The 20,098-nt window shown below is 32.2% G+C and carries 18 protein-coding genes and 1 pseudogene; 6 read left to right on the plus strand and 13 right to left on the minus strand.

Features of this window, described 5'->3' with window-relative positions; translation table 11 throughout:
• From Q0975_RS27710 to Q0975_RS27760, 11 genes are all read right to left on the minus strand, one after another.
• Positions 1-1,590, minus strand: coding sequence for a glycosyl hydrolase family 18 protein (locus Q0975_RS27710; protein WP_299444020.1), 1,590 nt, complete (start codon positions 1,588-1,590; stop codon positions 1-3).
• A 300-nt stretch (positions 1,591-1,890) separates the two neighbouring features.
• Positions 1,891-2,646, minus strand: coding sequence for a LytTR family DNA-binding domain-containing protein (locus tag Q0975_RS27715; RefSeq protein ID WP_299444023.1), 756 nt, complete (start codon positions 2,644-2,646; stop codon positions 1,891-1,893).
• Between the two features lie 156 nt (positions 2,647-2,802).
• Positions 2,803-3,936 carry an amidohydrolase family protein gene (locus tag Q0975_RS27720; RefSeq protein ID WP_299444026.1) on the minus strand — a complete coding sequence of 378 codons (1,134 nt, stop codon included), beginning with the start codon at positions 3,934-3,936 and terminating at the stop codon, positions 2,803-2,805.
• Between the two features lie 252 nt (positions 3,937-4,188).
• A complete protein-coding gene (locus Q0975_RS27725; RefSeq protein ID WP_299444029.1) occupies positions 4,189-4,494 on the minus strand; it encodes a 2TM domain-containing protein in 306 nt (101 codons plus the stop codon).
• Positions 4,495-4,620: 126 nt separating this feature from the next.
• Positions 4,621-4,935, minus strand: coding sequence for a 2TM domain-containing protein (locus Q0975_RS27730; protein WP_299444032.1), 315 nt, complete (start codon positions 4,933-4,935; stop codon positions 4,621-4,623).
• A gap of 79 nt (positions 4,936-5,014) precedes the next feature.
• Positions 5,015-5,329 (minus strand): 2TM domain-containing protein, encoded by a 315-nt coding sequence (locus Q0975_RS27735; protein WP_299444035.1) that lies wholly within the window; start codon positions 5,327-5,329, stop codon positions 5,015-5,017.
• Positions 5,330-5,341: 12 nt separating this feature from the next.
• Positions 5,342-5,674: a 2TM domain-containing protein gene (locus tag Q0975_RS27740; protein ID WP_299444038.1), complete on the minus strand. Its 333-nt coding sequence runs from the start codon at positions 5,672-5,674 to the stop codon at positions 5,342-5,344.
• An 11-nt stretch (positions 5,675-5,685) separates the two neighbouring features.
• Positions 5,686-6,051 carry a 2TM domain-containing protein gene (locus Q0975_RS27745; protein ID WP_299444041.1) on the minus strand — a complete coding sequence of 122 codons (366 nt, stop codon included), beginning with the start codon at positions 6,049-6,051 and terminating at the stop codon, positions 5,686-5,688.
• A complete protein-coding gene (locus Q0975_RS27750) occupies positions 6,023-7,381 on the minus strand; it encodes a 2TM domain-containing protein (RefSeq protein WP_299444043.1) in 1,359 nt (452 codons plus the stop codon). The genes Q0975_RS27745 and Q0975_RS27750 overlap by 29 nt, the downstream gene beginning before the upstream one ends.
• 6 nt (positions 7,382-7,387) lie before the next feature.
• Positions 7,388-8,008, minus strand: a complete 621-nt coding sequence (locus Q0975_RS27755; protein WP_299444046.1) for a hypothetical protein — start codon at positions 8,006-8,008, stop codon at positions 7,388-7,390.
• 150 nt (positions 8,009-8,158) lie between these two features.
• Entirely contained in the window at positions 8,159-10,312 is a 2,154-nt protein-coding gene (locus Q0975_RS27760) for a TonB-dependent receptor (RefSeq protein WP_299444049.1), read from the minus strand.
• 200 nt (positions 10,313-10,512) lie between these two features.
• On the opposite strand from Q0975_RS27760, the gene Q0975_RS27765 reads away from it, so the two are divergent.
• The gene (locus Q0975_RS27765; protein ID WP_299444052.1) at positions 10,513-11,376 is read left to right on the plus strand and encodes a GLPGLI family protein; all 864 of its coding nucleotides are present in this window, start codon (positions 10,513-10,515) and stop codon (positions 11,374-11,376) included.
• 15 nt (positions 11,377-11,391) lie between these two features.
• Here the strand turns inward: Q0975_RS27765 and Q0975_RS27770 are convergent, their stop codons facing one another.
• On the minus strand, positions 11,392-12,690 hold the full coding sequence (locus Q0975_RS27770; protein ID WP_299444056.1) for an NAD(P)/FAD-dependent oxidoreductase: 1,299 nt from the start codon (positions 12,688-12,690) through the stop codon (positions 11,392-11,394).
• A gap of 208 nt (positions 12,691-12,898) precedes the next feature.
• Between Q0975_RS27770 and Q0975_RS27775 the strand changes: the two genes are divergently transcribed.
• Entirely contained in the window at positions 12,899-13,393 is a 495-nt protein-coding gene (locus Q0975_RS27775; protein WP_299444059.1) for an RNA polymerase sigma factor, read from the plus strand.
• A gap of 2 nt (positions 13,394-13,395) precedes the next feature.
• Positions 13,396-14,019 (plus strand): hypothetical protein, encoded by a 624-nt coding sequence (locus tag Q0975_RS27780; RefSeq protein ID WP_299444062.1) that lies wholly within the window; start codon positions 13,396-13,398, stop codon positions 14,017-14,019.
• A gap of 36 nt (positions 14,020-14,055) precedes the next feature.
• Here the strand turns inward: Q0975_RS27780 and Q0975_RS27785 are convergent, their stop codons facing one another.
• Positions 14,056-15,237, minus strand: a complete 1,182-nt coding sequence (locus Q0975_RS27785; protein ID WP_299444065.1) for an LETM1-related biofilm-associated protein — start codon at positions 15,235-15,237, stop codon at positions 14,056-14,058.
• A 174-nt stretch (positions 15,238-15,411) separates the two neighbouring features.
• On the opposite strand from Q0975_RS27785, the pseudogene Q0975_RS27790 reads away from it, so the two are divergent.
• The 3 genes and pseudogenes from Q0975_RS27790 to Q0975_RS27800 all read left to right on the plus strand — a co-directional run bounded on the left by Q0975_RS27790 (position 15,412) and on the right by Q0975_RS27800 (position 19,246).
• Positions 15,412-16,725: pseudogene (locus tag Q0975_RS27790) on the plus strand (DUF4331 family protein).
• A 158-nt stretch (positions 16,726-16,883) separates the two neighbouring features.
• The gene (locus tag Q0975_RS27795) at positions 16,884-18,176 is read left to right on the plus strand and encodes a tetratricopeptide repeat protein (RefSeq protein WP_299444068.1); all 1,293 of its coding nucleotides are present in this window, start codon (positions 16,884-16,886) and stop codon (positions 18,174-18,176) included.
• A 23-nt stretch (positions 18,177-18,199) separates the two neighbouring features.
• Positions 18,200-19,246, plus strand: a complete 1,047-nt coding sequence (locus Q0975_RS27800) for a hypothetical protein (RefSeq protein ID WP_299444071.1) — start codon at positions 18,200-18,202, stop codon at positions 19,244-19,246.
• The last annotated feature ends 852 nt before the right edge of the window (positions 19,247-20,098 follow it).

Consider the following 20,098-nt stretch of genomic DNA (forward strand, 5'->3'; position numbering starts at 1 on the left):
TCAGTTAACACTAATTTTTTTACCTATTCGATACTGCCCAAAATCAAGTTCTAGAATATAAAAACCTTTGGATAGTGATCTCATATCTATTTCTAAACGTCCATTATCTAATGATTTACTCATTAATTTTTGACCTGAGATAGAAATTACATGTACAGTCTTTAATGTATCTTTATTGGATAATTCTTCTATATAAATAAAACCATTGTTGGTATATATAGCTATGTTTTCTAATAGCTCCTCTTCATTAATACTTAAGGTACATGCTGAGTCTTCAGTACAATTCCCTGTTTCTAACCAAACTGAGTTTTCTCCCGGAATTTCATTTGCATTAGCATACCATTGGTTTTCCCATATTTTGCAACTGTAATACACACTAGTATTAGGAGTAGGGTAATCCGCTGTATTATTATATTCGGTAACACCGCAATATACATCTCCTCCTCCGGTTGTGCATCCATCTGCTCCGCCACTATAAGGAGCCAAAGAGAATGAATTGGCTTCTGATATGGCTGTTGCTTCGGTGCTACCATTTAGCACCTTGCTAGCAACATTAAGGTAAGAATAAGCAGAACTATTAGCGGCTTCTAATAATAATTGCCAAATCATGATTCCGTCTTTTTTACCTTGACGATCTGGATGTGTTTTAATATGATTTGATAACGAGGCGACATTTTCATGTGTATATTCATAATACGGTCCCCAAGGTTCATTAGGATAGTGTATTCCTGCTACTACTTTAAAATCATATTGTTCCGCATAATAAGCGAATGCATCATACATAATGGATCTATTCATACTTCCTCCGGCATTATATCCTTGATACGCAATAATATCAATTTTGTTTCCTACACTCTGAATTACTGGTATCATATGTCCAGTAGCAGAAAACCCGAATAGATTGATTCCATTTGTTTGGGCGGGACCATTATAGAGTTCTGTGTCAGATTCTCCTGTTAGTGTATTTCTGTTTTCAAAAGCATAAGGTGAGGCGGTGTCATTATTACTTTGACCTCCTAATGCTCCGACACCACTAGGTGCACAAGCTAGAATATACCCTTCACTTCTGGGCATGATAGCTCTGGAGTTATTAAAAAAATCAATGAAATGCTGAACATTTTCCGGACTTCCTATATTAGCGAAAGATCCATTTGGTTCAAAATCCCAATCTATTCCTGCAAATCCAAAATCATCAACAAGATCCTTTATTTGTTGGTACTCTATTTGGTCATAAATCGTATTACTAGTCCAATAGGTTTCTCCACCGATTGATAAGATTACTTGTATACCTTTGTTTTTAAGCGCGGCAATACTTTCTTTAAGCGTGCATCCATCATACGACATCTCGATTCCCGTATTTGATATATCAAAGGAGTCTTTGGTATATCTTAAATCTGGTTTTGCAAAAGCTAAGAATACATAATTGACAAAAGGTGGGATCCTTCTCAATTTAGAATCTTGATTTGTCGAAGTGTAATTCTCAGACCAAGAAGGGAAATATGCAAGAATTATGGGATCATTAACAGTGACTTGAGCTGTAATGATTACTGTATGAGCGAATATAATAACTAGTAAAATAATTTTTTTCATTTCAAGGAATTCATGATGGGTTAGTGTTGTAGCAAATAAAAATGATATGTCTTACTAGTTATAAACGATAAAAGTATATGGTAATTGTGAAACAGATATTGTGTTGAAAAAAAATAAAAACATTTTTGATACTATTTTAATCAGTAGTGTTCTTATTCTAACCATTTTAAGAAATAATCTCTGGAAACTTCAATTTCTTGCACATTAAAAGAATGCCAGAGGAATAATTTATGGACATTATGAAAAGATACTTAAATAGCTTTTTAAGTAACCTAAAGTTCATTTTTGACGGTTCTCTTATTATTCTAGCCAATCTTTAAAGTCTTTAACTCGTTCTCTAGCCACAATAATCTCTTGTTCATTAAAATGATGCAACTTTATTTGAAGTCTAGAATTGGTGTAGGATATGATATCTTTAATGGCATTAATATTAATATAGAATTTGCGATTTACGCGATAGAATTGTTGTGGATTTAACTCATTTTCTAAGGATTCTAAGGTAGTGTCAATAAGGTAATTTCGGTTTTCGTTAGTATGAAGATAAGTGCCTTTGTTTTCCGAATAAAAACATTCAATTTCCTCCACAGAGAATATTTTAAGATGTTGGCCTACACGCGCTGTAAAACGTTTTTTATACACTCTATCCATAGGATTGACCAATAATTTTTTGATATCTTCAAAATCAACCTGTAATGATTGGGTAGAAGGTAATTGATCTTTGTATTTTTTTACTGCTGCTTCTAATTCTTCATCATCAATAGGTTTCAGTATATAATCTATACTATTTAGTTTAAAGGCCTTTAATGCATATTCATCATAGGCAGTTGTAAAAATAATAGAGCTTTTGATAGTAACGGTATCAAATATCTCGAATGAGAGACCGTCACTTAATTGAATATCTAAAAAGATAAGATCCGGATGCTCATTATTACTGAACCATTCGATAGATTCACTAACAGAATGTAGCATAGTATTCACCTTAATGCCGAGATCATCTAGCATACGACTTAATCTTCTGGCAGCAGGTTTTTCGTCTTCGATTATTATTACATTCATATTTTTAAGCTTCAAAGTTATAGAGTTTTAAAGAATCAAAGTTACAAAGGATTGAACTTTAAACATTTTAATTATTTAACTTGATTTTTAAATGTTTAAATGACTTCACTATCCAATTGATCTGATAATCCGATACGCTAATAATCTAATTTATTTTTATTGTTGTACTTTTTTTCCAGCTTTCCGTATAGATTCAATAGTATCTATATGCATAATATCCTCTATTGGATTTTTGCTAAGTAATAAAATGTCTGCGATATATCCTTCTTTTAAATACCCTATTTTATCAAGTTTAAATCGATCAGCTGGATAGGAGGTTGCTCCTTTTAGAACTTCTAAATTAGGTATTCCTGCTTCTGATACTAATATTAGTTCTTTATAGAGATCTGTACCATGATTGATATTAGCGTTTGGAGGATCGGTTCCCATTAATATGGGGATTCCTGCCTTGTATAATTTTTGTACTTCATTAAATAAAAATTCAGTTTTAGTTGCTACTTCCTCTTTGCTCTTTTTTCTGATAACTTCCGATACTTGTATAATTGTCAATAGGGTTGGGATAACAAAAAAATCTTTATTCTCTGATAGTTGTTTAAGTTGGTTATCGGCTAAAGCTTTATCTGTCCAAATATGCACCAAACCATCAGCATTATTATTTAGTACCTGGTACGCATCTTCGACTTTAGAAATGTGAACCACTGCTTTTTTGTTGTTTTTATGTGCTTCATCAATGACAGCCTTTACGGTTTCATGTGATAAGGTAGTTTTCCAGGGCTCTACAATTATTTTTATATGATCTACTCCAGCATTAATGCGATCTTCTACAAATTTAGTGGCATCTTCAGGTTTTGTTAATGTTGGTACTGGGAATCCATATTGTGTTCCATGTCCTTCTGGAGCTGTTGCGGCATAACCAGCAACATAAAATCGAGCGTAGTTAGTAGAATCTTTCATTGATTTCATCATCCCTTGATACGGTTCTACTCCATGCATATCAAGTAAGTTTAACACACCTGCTTGTGCTGCTTGTTTAAGTGAAGCAGGAGCCCACGCGTGAACATGAGAATTCGTCATTCCTGGCATTAGAAACTTTCCTGTTCCATCAACTGTAGTAGCTTCTTTTTTTATAATTGGAGCAATTTTAGAAATTTTTCCATTTTCGACAAGTATGGACGTTTTCGGGATTACTTTATCACCATCAAAAATGGTTACATCTTTTATAATAAAGGCTTCTTGAGCACTAAGTAGACCAATAAAAAATAGTAGAATAAGATTGATTAGTGTTTTCATTTTGATTGATGTTTTGACTTCTTTGATTATTGGATTTTTTGGATATTTAGAGGGTTAGGCCTTAGGAAAAAAAATAAAATAGTTGTTAATTGGAATACTTAAGGATCTAGTAATCCAATGATCTAATAATCCAGGAATCTAGATTACTGGAATTGTTAGACGATTAGATATATGATAGATTATAAAAAGCAGGATTAGACTAAAGATTTATTAATCTAACAATCCAATGATCTAATAATCCAGCAATCTAGATTACTCCCAAAGCTGTTTTTCTTTATCTTCTTCGTCCATGTATTTTCTGATTCTACGTTCTTCCCAATCTTTATCGAACATAGGATTGATTCTATAAGCTTTAACAGCATGGAAAGCTAAGCCAATTCCCCAGCCAAAAGCAGCCCATAAAAACCAGGCATAACGCCATTCATTTGTGTAATAATTTATTCCGGCAAGAAACCCAATAATAACAATATATGAAAATAGGTTGTTGTAAAATTTCTTTAGTTCGTCTACGCGTTCTTTGGCGCGTTCGTATCTTTTTTGTTCTTCAAAATCTTTCATCAGTTTATATTTTATTGTTTTTTAATCGTCAGATGGAATTCGCTATCAAACATTTTGCTTAATATAAACAATCTGTTATAGCTCATTTCATGATGATTAGTTTTTAGTTATTAGTTTTGATTGATTTTATAATAGATCTAGTGTATCATCCTCTTCCATTAGTTTCTCGATTTTTTTCTTTTCCCAATTTTTACCAAAAATAAAATTCTTTTTAAAGACTCTCAGACCGTGAAATAGCAATCCTATTCCCCAAAGTATTGGTGTGATGTATAAATGCCATTGGGACCAGTTTTTGAATCCTTGACTTTCAAAATTTGTATTGATAAAAAGTAGGACTAGGTTGATAACAACATAAAAGCTTAGATGTGTATAAAAACCTCTTTCATCATCCACTCTTTTTTTTGCTAACTTATATTTTTCCTCTTCTTCAAAATCTTGCATGTTATAAGTTTTAAATGATTGTTTTTTGATTGATGTATATTTTCTTAACTCGAACTAATGTTTTTAATATGGTTGATATCTATAAATAATCTATAGTATTATCCTTATCTATTATTTCTTTGATTTTTCGTTCTTCCCATTGTTTGCTAAAGATGATATTGGGATTAAAAACTTTTACCCAATGGCAGAATAAACCAATTCCCCAGAAAAAAGGAGTGATATATAGATTCCATCGTAACCAATTATTAAATCCTTCATCTATAAAGTCAGAATTTATAAACAATAAAAAAGCATTTACAATAAGATATGCTGTAAGATGGCTGTAAAACCCTTTTTCTGCTTCAACACGTTTTTTTGCTATTCTATATTTTTTTCGTTTTTCAAAATTTTCCATTTTAATTATTTTTTAAAAGTTATCATTATCATTCATCAACTCCTTAATTTTCTTTTCTTCCCATTTTTTGCTAAAAATGGATTTTTTGAACAGTTTTCCTAGTCCATTTTTTCCTCTAAAAGCCAATAATCCGTGACCTAGTAAAAAAATACCCCATAATAAAGGAGAGCTTATTAAATTAGGAATCAAGTAACCGTCATATATATAGTCTTTGAAATATAGAATCACAATAATAATAGCAATGTTTACAACGATGTATACGCTTAGGTGTGTATAGAAGGACTGTTCTTCTTCAACCCGTTTTTTTGCTTTTTTATATCTTTTGTGTAGCTCAGAATTTTCCATTGTCTATTCTTTTATAGGTTATCCTTCTCATTCATAAACTCTTTGATCTTCTGTTCTTCCCATTTTTTACTGAAAATGGATTTGCTAAACAGTTTCCCTAATCCGTTTTTTTCTCTAAAAGTCCATAATCCGTGCCCTAGTAGACCTAAACCCCATAATATTGGAGTGCTGATTAAATTCCACGGAAGGAAGTCGTTATAGCCGTCATCATTTACATAATCTCCAACTTTTATTTTAAAAATAAAGATGACAATATTCATAACGATATATACTACAACGTGAGAGTAAAAAGACCTTTCTTCAATGACTCGTTTTTTTGCTTTTTTGTAGGCTTTTATTTTATCAAGATCATTCATAATTTCTTCTATTAGATTCATCCATATACTTTCTGATTTTTTTCTTCTCCCAGTCTTTACCAAATATTGGGTGATGATCAAATGCTTCGGAATAATGAAAAAGTAAACCTAATCCCCATCCAGCCATTGGAAAAATAAACCAAGGCAAACTAAAACCGGTAGTTCTGTAATTGATAAATATTAAGAATGGGATAACAATACAATAAGCAGTTAGACTTCCGTAGAACTCCTTCATTTTTTTTACTCTATCCTTAGCTCTTTTATATTTTAAGTCCTTTACAATTTCTATATTTTGTGATGTTGTCATATCGATTGATGTTATTTTTTTTGTTAATATTGGAAGCTTTGCAACAAAAGTTGTTTCTGTTTTGTATACAGAGAACTCCCTTTTGGTAAGTAATCCGTATCGTTGCTTTACATTTCCTAAACCTACACCGCTACTTTGTTTTATTACTTCTTTATGCTGTAGGTTGTTCTCTACAATTAGAAAACTATCATCTTCATAAATTTTAATATGTAGGGGTCTGTCTGGCATGACCACATTATGTTTTATAGTATTCTCTAATAAAATTTGCAACGATAGAGGAACTACTTTTGCTTCTGGATTAGAGGCGGATTCAGGCATTTCAAAAATGATACTATCTTCAAACCTTAGTTTTAATAAGGTCATATAGGTTTTAGCAAATTTTAATTCCTCATCTATAGTTACTAATTCTTTATCTTTTTGTTCTAGAACATATCGGTAAACTTTTGATAACGATGTGGTAAACTTTTGAGCCATTCTAGGGTTTTCATCAATTAATGATGTCAACACATTTAAACTATTAAACAAAAAATGCGGATCTAATTGATTCTTTAAAGCTGCAAATTTTGCAGATGCCGTTCCAGCAATTATTTTTTGTTCAGTTACCTTTGATTCTTGCCTGTGTTTCCAATAGAAAGCTCCATAAAACATAAATGTAAGTACCGTTGCGATAGATAAAGAAACCAGGTAATATTGAGGTCTTTCTGCATTTAGAAATTCGAACAAGCTCTTTTCATATATAAATATGTTATAAAATAATCGTACAATAAAGATTGCAATAACCGATACTGCGGTTGCCAGAATAATGTTTATGGTTAAATTTTTTATTGAATAAAATTTTTCTTTGCATTTTTTTCTTCGAAATATAAAAAGGTATACATTGGCTAAATAAATAAAGATTGAGAACACAATATTCTCCAGATAGTTATTTAGCAATTTACGGTCGAAATTTATCTCAGTTCCCTGGAAATAATATACGATGAGAAACGCGATAAAAATTCCTGTTCCGATTAAGATTCCTTTTCCTATTTCTTTAAAAATGTTCATTAAGTCTTATTTACAATTCTGTTGTATTCTTGCTACCTGATCCTTTCCCCAATCTGGATAAAAAGGTGTGGTAGGTGATTCTTTTTCAAAGTACAAGATAGCTTTTTCTATTTCAGGACAAAAGGCTTTTGGGTCTTTACCCCAGAATTTTGCGGCTCCCATTTGCCAATCTGCGTGATATAATATTGCTCTTGGATTCTCTGGTTCCAGAGTTTTAGCTTTTTGATATAATTCTTCTACTTTACCAGAATGCGTCATTCCGTATTTAGCACCGTCATATACTACGTAGGCAGTGTTTAACATTGCTTCCATAATCATAATTTCTGCATTGTCTTTAGAAAAAGTTTTAGCTTCATTTAAATAATTCTGTGCTTTCACTAAACGAGATTCAATTTCCTCGGCATCTTTAGTATTAAAAGTCTTTACAATATGTATTTGTGCAGCATAATAATACGGAAGCCAGTTTTCTTTTTCTGCTTTACCAATTCGTTCAAACAAATTAGCAGCTTCATCGTTTTTTTGATTTCCCCATAGCTCAAAAGCTTTGCCCATACCTTTTTCATAAGCCGCTTGAGAAGTTGCTGTGGTAATTGTGAAAAAGGAAAGTATGATAATAATTGTTTTCATTTGTTGTGGTTTTTAAGGTTATGTCTATTTGTTGATTACACTTCGAATCAGTGTGATAACTATTTTTGTTTTACAGTATAAAGATCCTTTAATACTGCATCTTTTGGAATTAAATCTTACTGAATTGTAGTTTTTGTATACCGAATTGTATTACAAATTATCCAGTTGGTTATCTTTTTTATTATCACTGATAGTCCAGAAGAATCCAACGATAAAAAAGCGATCTGCAGTTGGTCTAATTGCGCGTCTGGCAAAGTTTCCGTTTACATTAGGTGTATTAGCATATTGATAATTAAATACATTATCAAAACCTAGTACGTTAGATACAGATACAAACAAGATCTTCTGTTGACTAATTAGATAAGCCCAACTCATATTCAAAGAATTAAAAGTCCTAGTTTTTTTGCCTAAAAAGGTATTGGTGTTTGGATCATTATAAGGACGACCTGATGCAAAATTATAGGTAGCGCTGATTAATGATTTCCAATCCTGAGCCCAATATTTTCCTACTAGAGATAGATTATGTTTTGCAGCAAAATTAGGTGTGGCCCGCTCAGGGTAATTTCTATAATTTCTTTTGGTATCCAAATAAGAATAACTTGCCCAATATTCAAAGTTCTTGATAGATTTGTTATCTCTCCAATAAAGATCCAATCCTGCAGCATATCCATCGCCATTACTATTGTAGGCACTACCAAATTCTGGTCGTTCAGTATCAAATTTCACCAGGCGATCGTAACTTTTGTAATATCCTTCTGCTCTTAAGGTTCTCCCATTGTTTTGATATAGGTAGTTAAGAATATAATGGGATGATTTTTCTGGATCTAAAGAGTTGTTATATTTAAGAACTTCTTGTTGAGGAGCTTGATAAAAATCTCCATAAGCCAGCGATATTTGAGATGTTGAGGCGATTTTATAAGCCAATGAAGCTCTTGGGGAAACTTTTGTGAAATCTAATAGCACATTATGCGTAGCTCGTATTCCTACCTGCATGGCAAGTTTCTTATTGAAAAATATACTAGCTTCAGAAAAAGCGGCAGTACTATTGTTATTAAAACCGCTTTGAAAACTTCCAAAGGAATTATCAGTAGCTTCTTCTTTAAAATCTCCAATAAATTGTTCTGCACCAAAACTTAGTTTGAAACGATTGCTAAATCTTTTCCTTAGTTTTACTTTTAGATGAGCCGCATTGTCGTCATTATCAACATTGGTTTCTATAATTTTTATGTCATTGTGATCATTAGCAAAACTTGCTCCAGTGGTTAATGTCCAATCATTTCCTAAATCACCTTTGTAAGAAGCATTGAGATATAAGTTTCTGTTTTTAAGGCCAAAATTAATACCTTCGGCTACGTTTATATCTTCCTGGATTAATTCGAAATCTGTATAATTAAGCCCTCCATATAATTTAAATAATCCATTATTAAATTGATGTCTATAAACTGCTTCGCCAGAAAAAGATTCAAACGGTTTTATCCAATCTACACGTTGAGATATTAGTTCCTGATATGGTTTTAAATTCAGATAGAATGCGTTGATGCTTAAAGAATTCTTTTTCCATTTTTGTGTATTTCCAACACCAAGACCAACACTAATAAAAGATAGATCTGTTTTTTCCTGTTCTGGCTCATCGATGGTGTTTAATAATAAAACACTAGATAAAGCATCACCATATTCTGCGGAATACCCTCCTGTAGAAAAATTAGTTCCTTTAAATAAGAAAGGGGAGAAGCGACCACGAGTTGGAATATTATTAGCGGTTGCCGAAAAAGGTTGAAAAACCCGAAGTCCATCAATATATACATTAGCCTCATTAGCATCGCCACCTCTCACAAAAAGTCTACCATCTTCTGCAACGGTAGATGTACCTGGTAATGTTTGGAACGCTCCTATATAATCTCCAGCTGCTCCAGCGGTTGTAACAATATCTAATGGAGTTAATACAGACGTTTTACTGTTGTCACCAGCAGAGAAGGTACCTGCGTTAAGAATAACACTGCCTAGAGAATTGACGTCCTCTTTCAATGCTATTTTTAGATTTTTCATTTCAGTTACGGAAGCAGTTAATAAATAGGTGTCAAAAGAAAGAAAAGAAACAACTAAAGTTTGTTCACCAGTTTCGGAAGTAGTAAAAGAAAAAGTTCCGTCATCTGTAGATGATGCACCGTCATAGGTTCCTTCTAAATAAATATTGGCACCGGGAATAGGAACTCCAGATGGTTCCGTAACAACTCCTGAAATTGTGATTTGAGCTTGTATGAATACTGTGGTGAAAAATAAGATTGTGGTTAGTAATGATTTCATCTGTTCGTTTTATGATTTTTGATTGATGACTCAAAAATGATGTAAAGAATCAGGTTTTAAAATTGAATACTACCGAACTGTAGAAAAATTAGGATGGATTGTGATAGTCGTATAAATCGATGAATTTTAAAATAAACTAAGAAGTTAGTTGAATGATTCAACTAATTTCTTAGTTTTATGCTTTACAACCAATAAAAGATATGAAAACTGTACTAATAATAGCTATTGCCTTGATTTCATTTGCTGCGAAAAGTCAGGAGATTACCGTTTTTTATAAAGAGAAAATGCAACCTGCTCAGGTTTCTACCCGACATGAACCTATTGATTTAGAAGAGCTTTCAGAATACAAAGCGGAAATTAGAAAGATAGTGGCTGCAATGAGTGCAGATAAGGATAAGGATTCTACAGAGATTTTTAGAAAAATGATGCAAGATCAAGCGGATAAAATGTCAGCTCATTCTATGAAAATAGCTAGAAAACCATTAAAAATTCCTACGTATGATTATATCACAGTTTTAAAAATTAATCATGAAAAATCTTTGTATTACCCACAAGAGAAGGTTAGTAATGATACCTTATCTGAAACAAGAACTAATAAGAATGGTAGTGAATTCACTAGAGAACGTATTAACTATAATAATTCTGAAATTATCTATATCGATCAATCTCAAAACAAAAAGATAAGTGCATTAAAAGTTCATGTGTTTGATAATCGAGGTAGATTGTTTTTGATAGAAGAAGTATTAGAAACTCAAGAATGGATATTGACAAAAGAAACAAAAAAGATCGATCAATATGTGTGTTATAAAGCGATACTAAATAACTCAGAAAGAAAAGTAGAAGCTTGGTATGCAAAAGAGATTAAGTCAACCAATGGACCTAAAGGATATCATGGGCTGCCTGGACTGATACTCGAATTAAAAGAAGGAAGGAAAACAATTAGGTTTCATGAAATTAACCTACTTTCTTCGGAATCTATGGATATTAAGCCACCTACAGAAGGAGAAAAGGTAACCAGACAAGAACTTGAAGATTTACCTTCAAAATTATTTAATCAGTATTAAAACTAAGCGTCATTATTAAACTCTTTCTACTTCATTCTCTTCCTTATTCTTAAATGGTCTTACAATCAACCTAGCAGCTTTATCATAATTGATATAGTTATACGTCCAGTTAAAGAAAGTTACAAAGCGATTTCTAAACCCTACTAAAAACCAAAGGTGAATAAACATCCAAACAAACCATGCAAAGAATCCTCCAAAACGAAATTTACCTAAATCTACAACCGCTTTATTACGACCAATCGTAGCCATGGATCCTTTATCAAAATACTTAAAAGGAATCATAGGTTTTCCTTTTAGGTGCAATTTTAGGTTTTTTACTAGGTGACTTCCTTGTTGGATTGCCGGTTGTGCAACCATAGGATGTCCTTTTGGGTACTCTTTAGTTTGCATCAGAGCAATATCTCCCAGCGCATAAATATCATCATACCCTTCGATTTGGTTAAACTGATTTACCTTATATCGATTGGCTCGTGGTATTAAAGAATCTGCTTGTAACCCTTTTACAGGAGCTCCGGTAACACCAGCTGACCAAATAAAAGTAGCAGTTTTTAGAGATAAATTAGTATTTGTGGATACCAGATTAGATTCATAATTTGTTACCTGCGTATTGGTATGAATATGGACTCCCATTTTTTCTAGGAACTTGGTAGCCTTTTCAGAAGCATGTTCACTCATAGGAGGCAAAACACGATCAGCTCCCTCTATTAGATGAATTTCCATATTACTAAAATCCATATCGGGATAATCTTTTGGAAGTACATTTAGCTGAAGTTCTGCGATTCCACCAGCTAATTCTACACCTGTAGGTCCAGCACCAGCTAATACAAAACGCAATAATTCTTTTCTTTTTTCAGGATCAATAGTAATTACTGCTTGCTCCAGATTTTCTAACATCAGACTTCGTAAATTTAATGCTTGGGGTAGGTTTTTCATCCGCATAGCATTTTTTTCTATAGTCTCATTCCCAAAGAAATTAGTACGAGCACCTGTTGCAATTACTAAATAATCATAAGTAACACTTCCGATAGGGGTATGTACTTCTTTAGTTTTAGGATCTATAGACTCAACCTCCGTCATCCTGAAATATGTATTCTTACCTCGTTTTACGATTTTTCGTAATGGATATGCAATAGAATCTGGTTCTAAAGAAGAAGTAGAAACTTGATATAATAAAGGTTGAAATGTGTGGTAATTATGTCTGTCTAATAGGATGAGTTGTACATTTTCTTTTACCATTTTTCTGGCAAGCGCAACTCCTGCAAAACCACCTCCGATAATCACTAATCTTGGTAAATTAGTATAAGGAATATTCATAAATAAAATCTTCTTTCACAAAGATAAAATGATAATATTAGATACGCTATACAAAATTTATTTTTGTTAAATTTTAATGAGAAACTTGTTGATTATCAAATGATAAAATCTATGGCTTTTGAGAAAAAACACTTAAGAATGAAAAAATTAATTTCTATTATGTAACGGATTCGTTTTATTATCTACTTATAAGGTGTAACTAACTAAAGTGAATAAAGAATTAGAACATAGTTTTGTAACGAATCTTGAGCAAAATCAAAATATTGTGCACAAGGTCTGTAGGATATATACGAATGATGCAGATTCACATAAAGATTTGTTTCAGGAGATAACTATCCAGTTGTGGAAGGCATATCCTAAGTTTAGAGGAGATGCTAAATTTAGTACCTGGATGTATAGGGTTTCATTAAATACAGCGATTACCTTATATCGTAAGTCTAAAAGAAGTATCAAAACTTCGGATTTTGATAGCATGGACTTCAAGATTAAGGCAGAGGAATATGATGATGAGGTAGAACAACAGCTTAAATTAATGTATGCAGCGGTAAAACAATTGAATGATATTGAGAAAGCACTGGTTTTCTTATATCTGGAAGATAAATCATATAGAGAAATTGCAGAGACAATGGGAATCTCTGAAGTAAATGCAAGAGTGAAAATGAACCGAGTGAAAACGAAGTTGAAAAAAATATTAAACCCATAAGTATGGATGAATTAGAATTATTAAAAAAAGACTGGAAGAAACAAGAAGAAGGGCTTCCTAAGTTATCATATGATGAGATATATAGAATGATCTTAAAGAAGTCGTCGTCTATAGTAAAATGGATTTTTGTCATAAGTATATTGGAGTTTATTTTGTGGGCTTCGATCGATGTCATCGCTCGATTAAGCGGTAAATACCAAGAAGCAGAAACTTTAGGTATGGAAAACTTTTTTATGATCTCAACGATAATATCTTATGGAGTTTTGGTCTATTTTATAGTGAGATTTTATTTAAATTATAGAAAAATTAAGGTAACCGATTCTGCTAAAGTTTTGATGCAGAATATTCTTAATACAAGAAAGACGGTTAAATATTATGTCTGGATTAATCTGACTGTTATCGGTTTATTGATAATTTCCACAACCTTATATATGTTGTTTTTCTCTAATGAACTTGCTGATAGTTTAGATGGTAAGGAGGTTCCGGTAGGACTTATTATAGTAGCTGCCATTGTGATGGCTATTATCTTCGTAGGATTTTTAGCACTGATATATAGATTAATATATGGGATATTGACCCGAAGGCTTAAACAGAATTATAAAGAACTTCAAAAATTAGAAGTATAATACACTACATAATCCCTGATAAACGTCAGGGATTTTTTATTTATTTTCATTAAAAGCTGAAGGCAATAACTGAGGAATAAACTTTATCAATAGAGGCATTAATAAACTTCCACCTGGTAAAATAAAAATTGCCAAAGAAGGAATGGTTTTACAAACATCCAATAATTGTTGTTTCATCTGTTGTTTCTCTTCTTTTGAAAGATCTCTCACCGCAGATTGACCTAATAAAATCATCAATTCCTTGCTTTCAGAAATTTCTTTGATTAGTCTCTTTTTATTTCTAAGGATTAAAATACTTACCGTTCTTGAAGTTTGCTTATAAAAGTGATGCGCAGGATTCGAATAATTAAAAAAAGAGATATCTTCTTTGTGTTCTTTTACAAACGACTGTACTGAATGTAAGGAGTCTTTCACCCATTGATTTGGTAACATAAGTTCTGCTCCCAAGGCACGTATAAAATCTTGCTCTCCTAGGTCAATTTCCTTATCATTCCATACCGCTAAACTGGTAAGATCCAGAATATATCTTTTCTCTAATTCATCTGTATAATTATCTAATCGAATTTGATCAAAACTAGCGTCTTCATCTGTATTAACTTCAGTATACCTAACAGAAGAAGCAAAAAGTTTGATCAATAATTCATCATGAGTATCTTTCTCTATTTTCGAGTTTAAGGCTAGAAAAACAATATTTGTTAAGGTTTCTTCTAGCGTTGCTGCATATTCTATTGGGTTTTTATCGTGAATTAGAAAATGCTCAAAAGCAAGTACATCTATAAATAATAATGCATTAGTTAATAAATGACTGAAGTTTTTCTTAAAAATAGATTCATTGGTTTGTATGCGAGTATTAATAATCTTTTCTAATTTTTCACTCTTACTAGTAGTTAATGTGTTTATAAAAGAAAAGAAAGATTTTTTGGTATCCAGGTACTCATAAAACTCAATCAATGCTTTAATACAATCCTTAGAATCACTATTATCTATAGTTTCATAATACGTAGTTACTAAAGCTGTAAAAAGATTGATTTTGGTTTTTTCTTCTTCAGAATATGTGATTTCCGAATCGTAGGGTAAGGCTATTTCTACAGAAGTACCATATATAAAACCTACCCTCTTCAGTTCTAGATATAATGCATCCAGTGATGATAAGGCAAGAGAGTCAATATTAAAATCTCTTAGAAATTTATCTATCCAACCTACAGTTGATGGGTTCATTGGTTAATAAGTTTATCACAAAGTTAAATTTATTTTCGATCTATTAGTATGCAATCGCCATCTAGATACCTATTTTTCTTAGTTAACAATTTTTTAACACCATTGAGAAAACCGTACTCTTTTTATCCTCGTATGTATTTCCGTAAACATTTAAAATTAAATAAAATGAACAAGATTAGAAAAACAAATTTATTCATCATCGGCGGACTTCTTAGTATCGGAGTTGTACTTATGGCAGCAGATCATATAGACGCTCCAGCTGTTGTAGGAACTACAGCAGACATTACAGATCTTTATGCTTTTGAGGGAGCAGATCCAGACAATACAGTTTTTGTAGCCAATGTGCAAGGATTGTTAGCACCAGGAAGCTCAGCTACTTTTGATGAAAATGTATTGGTAGAAATTAACATCGACAATGATGGTGATTTAGTAGAAGATTTGGTTATACAGGCAATACCTAGAGGCGGGATTATGTATTTCTTCGGACCATACGAGCCTTCACAAACTGGACTTAATAGTGTGATAGATGAAGATACACAATATCTAGGTCAGGTAGCTATCAGTTCAGGATCCAGTGCAACTACATCAGAAGCAAATGGGATCTCATATTTTGCAGGACTAAGAGAAGATCCTTTCTTTTTTGATTCCAGTCAATTCAATGCTATCGTAGGTGGAATGGCTCCTGGAGGTTTTAATAATCCAGGTAATGATGACTTTGATGGAACTAATGTCTTATCCATTGTTATAGAAGTACCCAATTCACTTTTAGGAGGAACATTTAGTCATCCTGCAGGAACTGGAGTAGAAGTATTTAATACGTGGGCAGAAGCAAAAAGAAAACAATAATTAAGAATTTTAAAAATGACAGATAGTATGAAACTTATTAATTTAAAAAATATATCCGCAGCCTTAGTAATAGTAATTGGGTTTGCAAGTTGTAGTAGTGATGATGATGCAATAGCAATAGATCCGCCTGTAGTGGTTGATTTTTCAGGAACGTTTTCTCAAGAAGATCAGATGGGACGTCCAGGAATTAATACCGTATTCAGTGCGACACCAGATATCGAAAATAGCTTTAACGTTACAATTCCTTCAGAGCAAGGTGCAGCTTTTCAATCTTTGTTTGAAACACAATTAGCAGGATTGCATGGTGCATTTGGCGTAAGCTATGAAAATAATATCCTTGGATTGGATATCACTACGCTTACAACTGTATTAGCATCAGATGTACTGCAAGTGGCTCCTGGAGTTCCAACGACGTACTTTGATGGTACCAATGTATTAACAGGTAGAACCTTAACAGATGATGTCATTGATGTTTCTTTGATATTATTATTTGGAGGTCAAAACGGTGATCGTTTTAATGGCCAAGATTTAGATGGTGATGGGACTCCCGATTTACCAATACTGGTAACGGATGGGGTTAGTGGTGCAGGAGAGACTCCATCAAGTACATTTCCTTATTTAGAAGCACCGCACAGTTCATAAATAAATAAAATCACTAACATTTTATTGTCAACCTGAGTCTATCTGTTATTATTAGAAGTCAGCCTTCAAATGACTTTACATGCCTTGCATAGGCTAGAAGGATAGACTCAGAACGACAAGTAACATCAAGTAAAACAAATTTCAAAAAACAAAATATTATGAGAGTATTAAAAGGAATCATCAGCATAATGATTGGGATACTCATTATTTCCTGTCAAAAAGAAAAAACTACAATTACCAACTCAAAAGATTATGCAATTTATCTTAAAGAACAAGATAATCAAACAGTCAAAGAAGCGATAAAGAAACTTCAGTTTTGGAACACTAAAATAAAAGAAGACAGTCTTCAGATCACAGCATTAGCAGCAGCGGCAGGAACATATACTGAGCTATTTCAATCAACAGGAGATATCCAATATTTGAAATTAGCCGAAAAAACATTGACTAAATCTACCAGCATAGCAGCTATAGGTAAGTCAAGTCATCTTTTAACATTAGCACATAATTATATCTCTCAGCATAGATTTAGAGAGGCTAAAGAAGCTGCTCAAGGAGCGTATCTTTTAAAAACCAATACCAAAGCGACAGAAATGGTGCTTTTTGATATCTCCATGGAATTAGGAGAATACAAAAATGCGGAGAAGTATTTAGGAAAAATTGCAAATTATAGTGATTATAATTTCCTAATTCGTTTGGCTAAATGGAATGACTATAAAGGAAATCTGGATGCTACCATAAGAAATATGGAAAAAGCCAGAGCGATTGCAGAAAGTAGTAAAAAAGAAAGTTTACTCCTATGGTCTTATACCAATTTAGCGGATTATTATGGTCATGCAGGACGAATTAAAGAATCTTATGATCATTATCTAAAAGCTTTGGCGATAGATCCTTCTAACGCATATGCGAAAAAAGGAATCGCCTGGATCGTATATTCTTATGAAAAAGATCCTGTAGAGGCATTAGAAATCTTAGATGCTATTGCGGGAAATCATCAAAGCCCTGATTACTTTCTCTTAAAAGCAGAGATAGCAGAGTTTCAAAAAGATGATCTTACTAAAAAAACAAACCTTAAAAAGTATGAAGGTGCGGTTAAAAATGAGCAATATGGAGCCATGTATAATGCTCATAATGCCTTATTACTGGCCGAAGAATATCAAAAATTTAAACAGGCGTTAGATATAGCCGAAGAAGAGATACAAAATCGTCCTACACCACAATCTTATGATCTAAAAGCGCATATTCTAAACCTGAAAGGAGATCATAAAGAAGCACTAGCAATTGTAGAAAAGTATATCCTACATAAGACTTATGAACCAGTAGCGAATTATCACATTGCGGAAATCTATAAGGCTAATAATATGCAAAAAGCTATGGATCCTATTAAAGAAGAGTTATTAGAAAGCGGTTATGAATTAGGACCAGTGACTTTCGGAAAAATATTAGAACTGTAGTATTATAAAAACGATTTATTGGTATGAAAACTTTTATAACCGTAATAACAGTTTTATTGGGATTTGGATTATTTGGTCAAAATCTAAATTTGAATAATCAGTTAGAGAATATAGTAAAAGATATTGACAATCAGTTTTTTAATATAAATTCGGAACGTTATTCTTATAACTATTTTGATGGGATTGTAACTGTAGATCAATATACCAATGAACCATTGGGCTATAAAGAACTAGAATTTACAATGAATGAATATATATATACGGATGCTTCTTTTAGTTTTGAAAATTTAAAAGTAACTCCTGCAATTAGGTTTGACTATTTTAGAGATAGTAGTGCGTCATCATTTTTTATAGATTCTCGGTTAACATCTAATATTAATACTATAGCAAAACTAGATGCGCTATACACCATATCTGAGGGATTCAATTTTTCTATGCAATCCGCTGTTGGGTTCCAAAATAGGTATATCGGTATTGAACAAATAGGGAAAATGCATCATAGTTATGCAATTGATATTGGTTTAGAATGGAATCCTTTTTATAATGTGTCGTTACAAACTACTTTTTGGATGTTTAATATGGATCAGGGATTTGTTTATGTTGATGAAGAAGGGTTGGTAGAAGCAAATGGAAAAGAACAAAGAGTAGGAGTAGATATGAGTATTACATATCATATAAATGATTGGTTATTTTTTAATTCTGATTTTTTCTATGCAAATGCTGATAATAACAATGAAAACATGAACTATGAATTGGCAGCAGAAGGAGGCTTGAATATAAATGGGATAAAAAATTTTTCAGGAGGAATAGGATGTAGATATGCTAATACAGGTGCAATAGAGGATACTAAAGCAAATACCTCCTATTTGGCAACGGATATGAATATTGAGTATAGTAAGAATGAATTTACTTTTGGTATAGCAATAGAAAACATATTTAATATTAACTGGGGAGAGCCAGAATTAGCTATGGCTTCTCGATTAACAGATAGATTGACGCCTGTTAATGGATCTTATTTTGTTCCTGATGACGGGGTATTTATTCAAGCTGGAATTAGCTATAGTTTTTGATTTTTGTTTTTTGATGTTTTTATGGAGAAAGCTTGTTTGCATATATACAGACAGGCTTTTTCTGTATTTTATGTAAAAACTAACCGTAGATTTAAACGTTTATTATACGTTTGTAAATAATTATATATGGAAAGTACGTATATAAACATGTTAGCAAACATTGATTGAGAATAACAAAATAATTAACGGAATTGGATAATAGTGTAATCGGAATTGGAGTTGCTTTGGGAGTTAGTTTTTTAATTCTGTATACTAGAAAAAAGAAATGGCTAAATCCAAAAATAGTGTGGCTGATTTGTATCGGACTCTTGACAATTGGACTTTTCGGAATTTTAAACTCTAAAAATGAATTCAGAAATGAACGTGTTATGTATTTTGGATTTTGTATACCAATAATTTACTGGATTTTTGATCGGATTTTTAAGCGAATTAGTGAGAATATACATAATAGAGATTTTATACTCTTTTTGAGGAATTCGGACGAAATAAATAGCGGATTTGAAGCTAAAAATACACACGTAAAAATATCAGATAAATTATTTTCGTTCGGACTTTTAATAATAATTATTGCGACTCTATTTATCGGAATACGAACTATATAAAAAACGATTTGCTAACATTATATATGAAATCAGAGCAAAATTTAGAGCCAGATCATAAGGTCATTTCCTTTTTGCAATGGCGCTAGATTTTTATAAATCAAACAAGAAATAAAAATGCGCAGATAAATCAATTGGTTTAGGCTTGCTTGCCTTGCTCCGATTCATATATTTGGCGTTGTAAGTAATGAAAAGAAACCTAATTCAAATATTTGCCATTTTTCTTTTGTTTTGTTCTTGTGACTTAAAAACA

Origin of the sequence: uncultured Aquimarina sp. (genome assembly GCF_947500065.1) — a bacterium.
In the GTDB taxonomy this organism is placed as follows: Bacteria; Bacteroidota; Bacteroidia; order Flavobacteriales; family Flavobacteriaceae; genus Aquimarina.

What these genes read in the sequence shown, in the direction of transcription:
- Q0975_RS27710 (WP_299444020.1), bottom strand. Translation starts at nt 1,590, where the DNA reads ATGAAAAAAATTATTTTACTAGTTATTATATTCGCTCATACAGTAATC.
- Q0975_RS27715 (WP_299444023.1), bottom strand. Translation starts at nt 2,646, where the DNA reads ATGAATGTAATAATAATCGAAGACGAAAAACCTGCTGCCAGAAGATTA.
- Q0975_RS27720 (WP_299444026.1), bottom strand. Translation starts at nt 3,936, where the DNA reads ATGAAAACACTAATCAATCTTATTCTACTATTTTTTATTGGTCTACTT.
- Q0975_RS27725 (WP_299444029.1), bottom strand. Translation starts at nt 4,494, where the DNA reads ATGAAAGATTTTGAAGAACAAAAAAGATACGAACGCGCCAAAGAACGC.
- Q0975_RS27730 (WP_299444032.1), bottom strand. Translation starts at nt 4,935, where the DNA reads ATGCAAGATTTTGAAGAAGAGGAAAAATATAAGTTAGCAAAAAAAAGA.
- Q0975_RS27735 (WP_299444035.1), bottom strand. Translation starts at nt 5,329, where the DNA reads ATGGAAAATTTTGAAAAACGAAAAAAATATAGAATAGCAAAAAAACGT.
- Q0975_RS27740 (WP_299444038.1), bottom strand. Translation starts at nt 5,674, where the DNA reads ATGGAAAATTCTGAGCTACACAAAAGATATAAAAAAGCAAAAAAACGG.
- Q0975_RS27745 (WP_299444041.1), bottom strand. Translation starts at nt 6,051, where the DNA reads ATGAATCTAATAGAAGAAATTATGAATGATCTTGATAAAATAAAAGCC.
- Q0975_RS27750 (WP_299444043.1), bottom strand. Translation starts at nt 7,381, where the DNA reads ATGAACATTTTTAAAGAAATAGGAAAAGGAATCTTAATCGGAACAGGA.
- Q0975_RS27755 (WP_299444046.1), bottom strand. Translation starts at nt 8,008, where the DNA reads ATGAAAACAATTATTATCATACTTTCCTTTTTCACAATTACCACAGCA.
- Q0975_RS27760 (WP_299444049.1), bottom strand. Translation starts at nt 10,312, where the DNA reads ATGAAATCATTACTAACCACAATCTTATTTTTCACCACAGTATTCATA.
- Q0975_RS27765 (WP_299444052.1), top strand. Translation starts at nt 10,513, where the DNA reads ATGAAAACTGTACTAATAATAGCTATTGCCTTGATTTCATTTGCTGCG.
- Q0975_RS27770 (WP_299444056.1), bottom strand. Translation starts at nt 12,690, where the DNA reads ATGAATATTCCTTATACTAATTTACCAAGATTAGTGATTATCGGAGGT.
- Q0975_RS27780 (WP_299444062.1), top strand. Translation starts at nt 13,396, where the DNA reads ATGGATGAATTAGAATTATTAAAAAAAGACTGGAAGAAACAAGAAGAA.
- Q0975_RS27785 (WP_299444065.1), bottom strand. Translation starts at nt 15,237, where the DNA reads ATGAACCCATCAACTGTAGGTTGGATAGATAAATTTCTAAGAGATTTT.
- Q0975_RS27795 (WP_299444068.1), top strand. Translation starts at nt 16,884, where the DNA reads ATGAGAGTATTAAAAGGAATCATCAGCATAATGATTGGGATACTCATT.
- Q0975_RS27800 (WP_299444071.1), top strand. Translation starts at nt 18,200, where the DNA reads ATGAAAACTTTTATAACCGTAATAACAGTTTTATTGGGATTTGGATTA.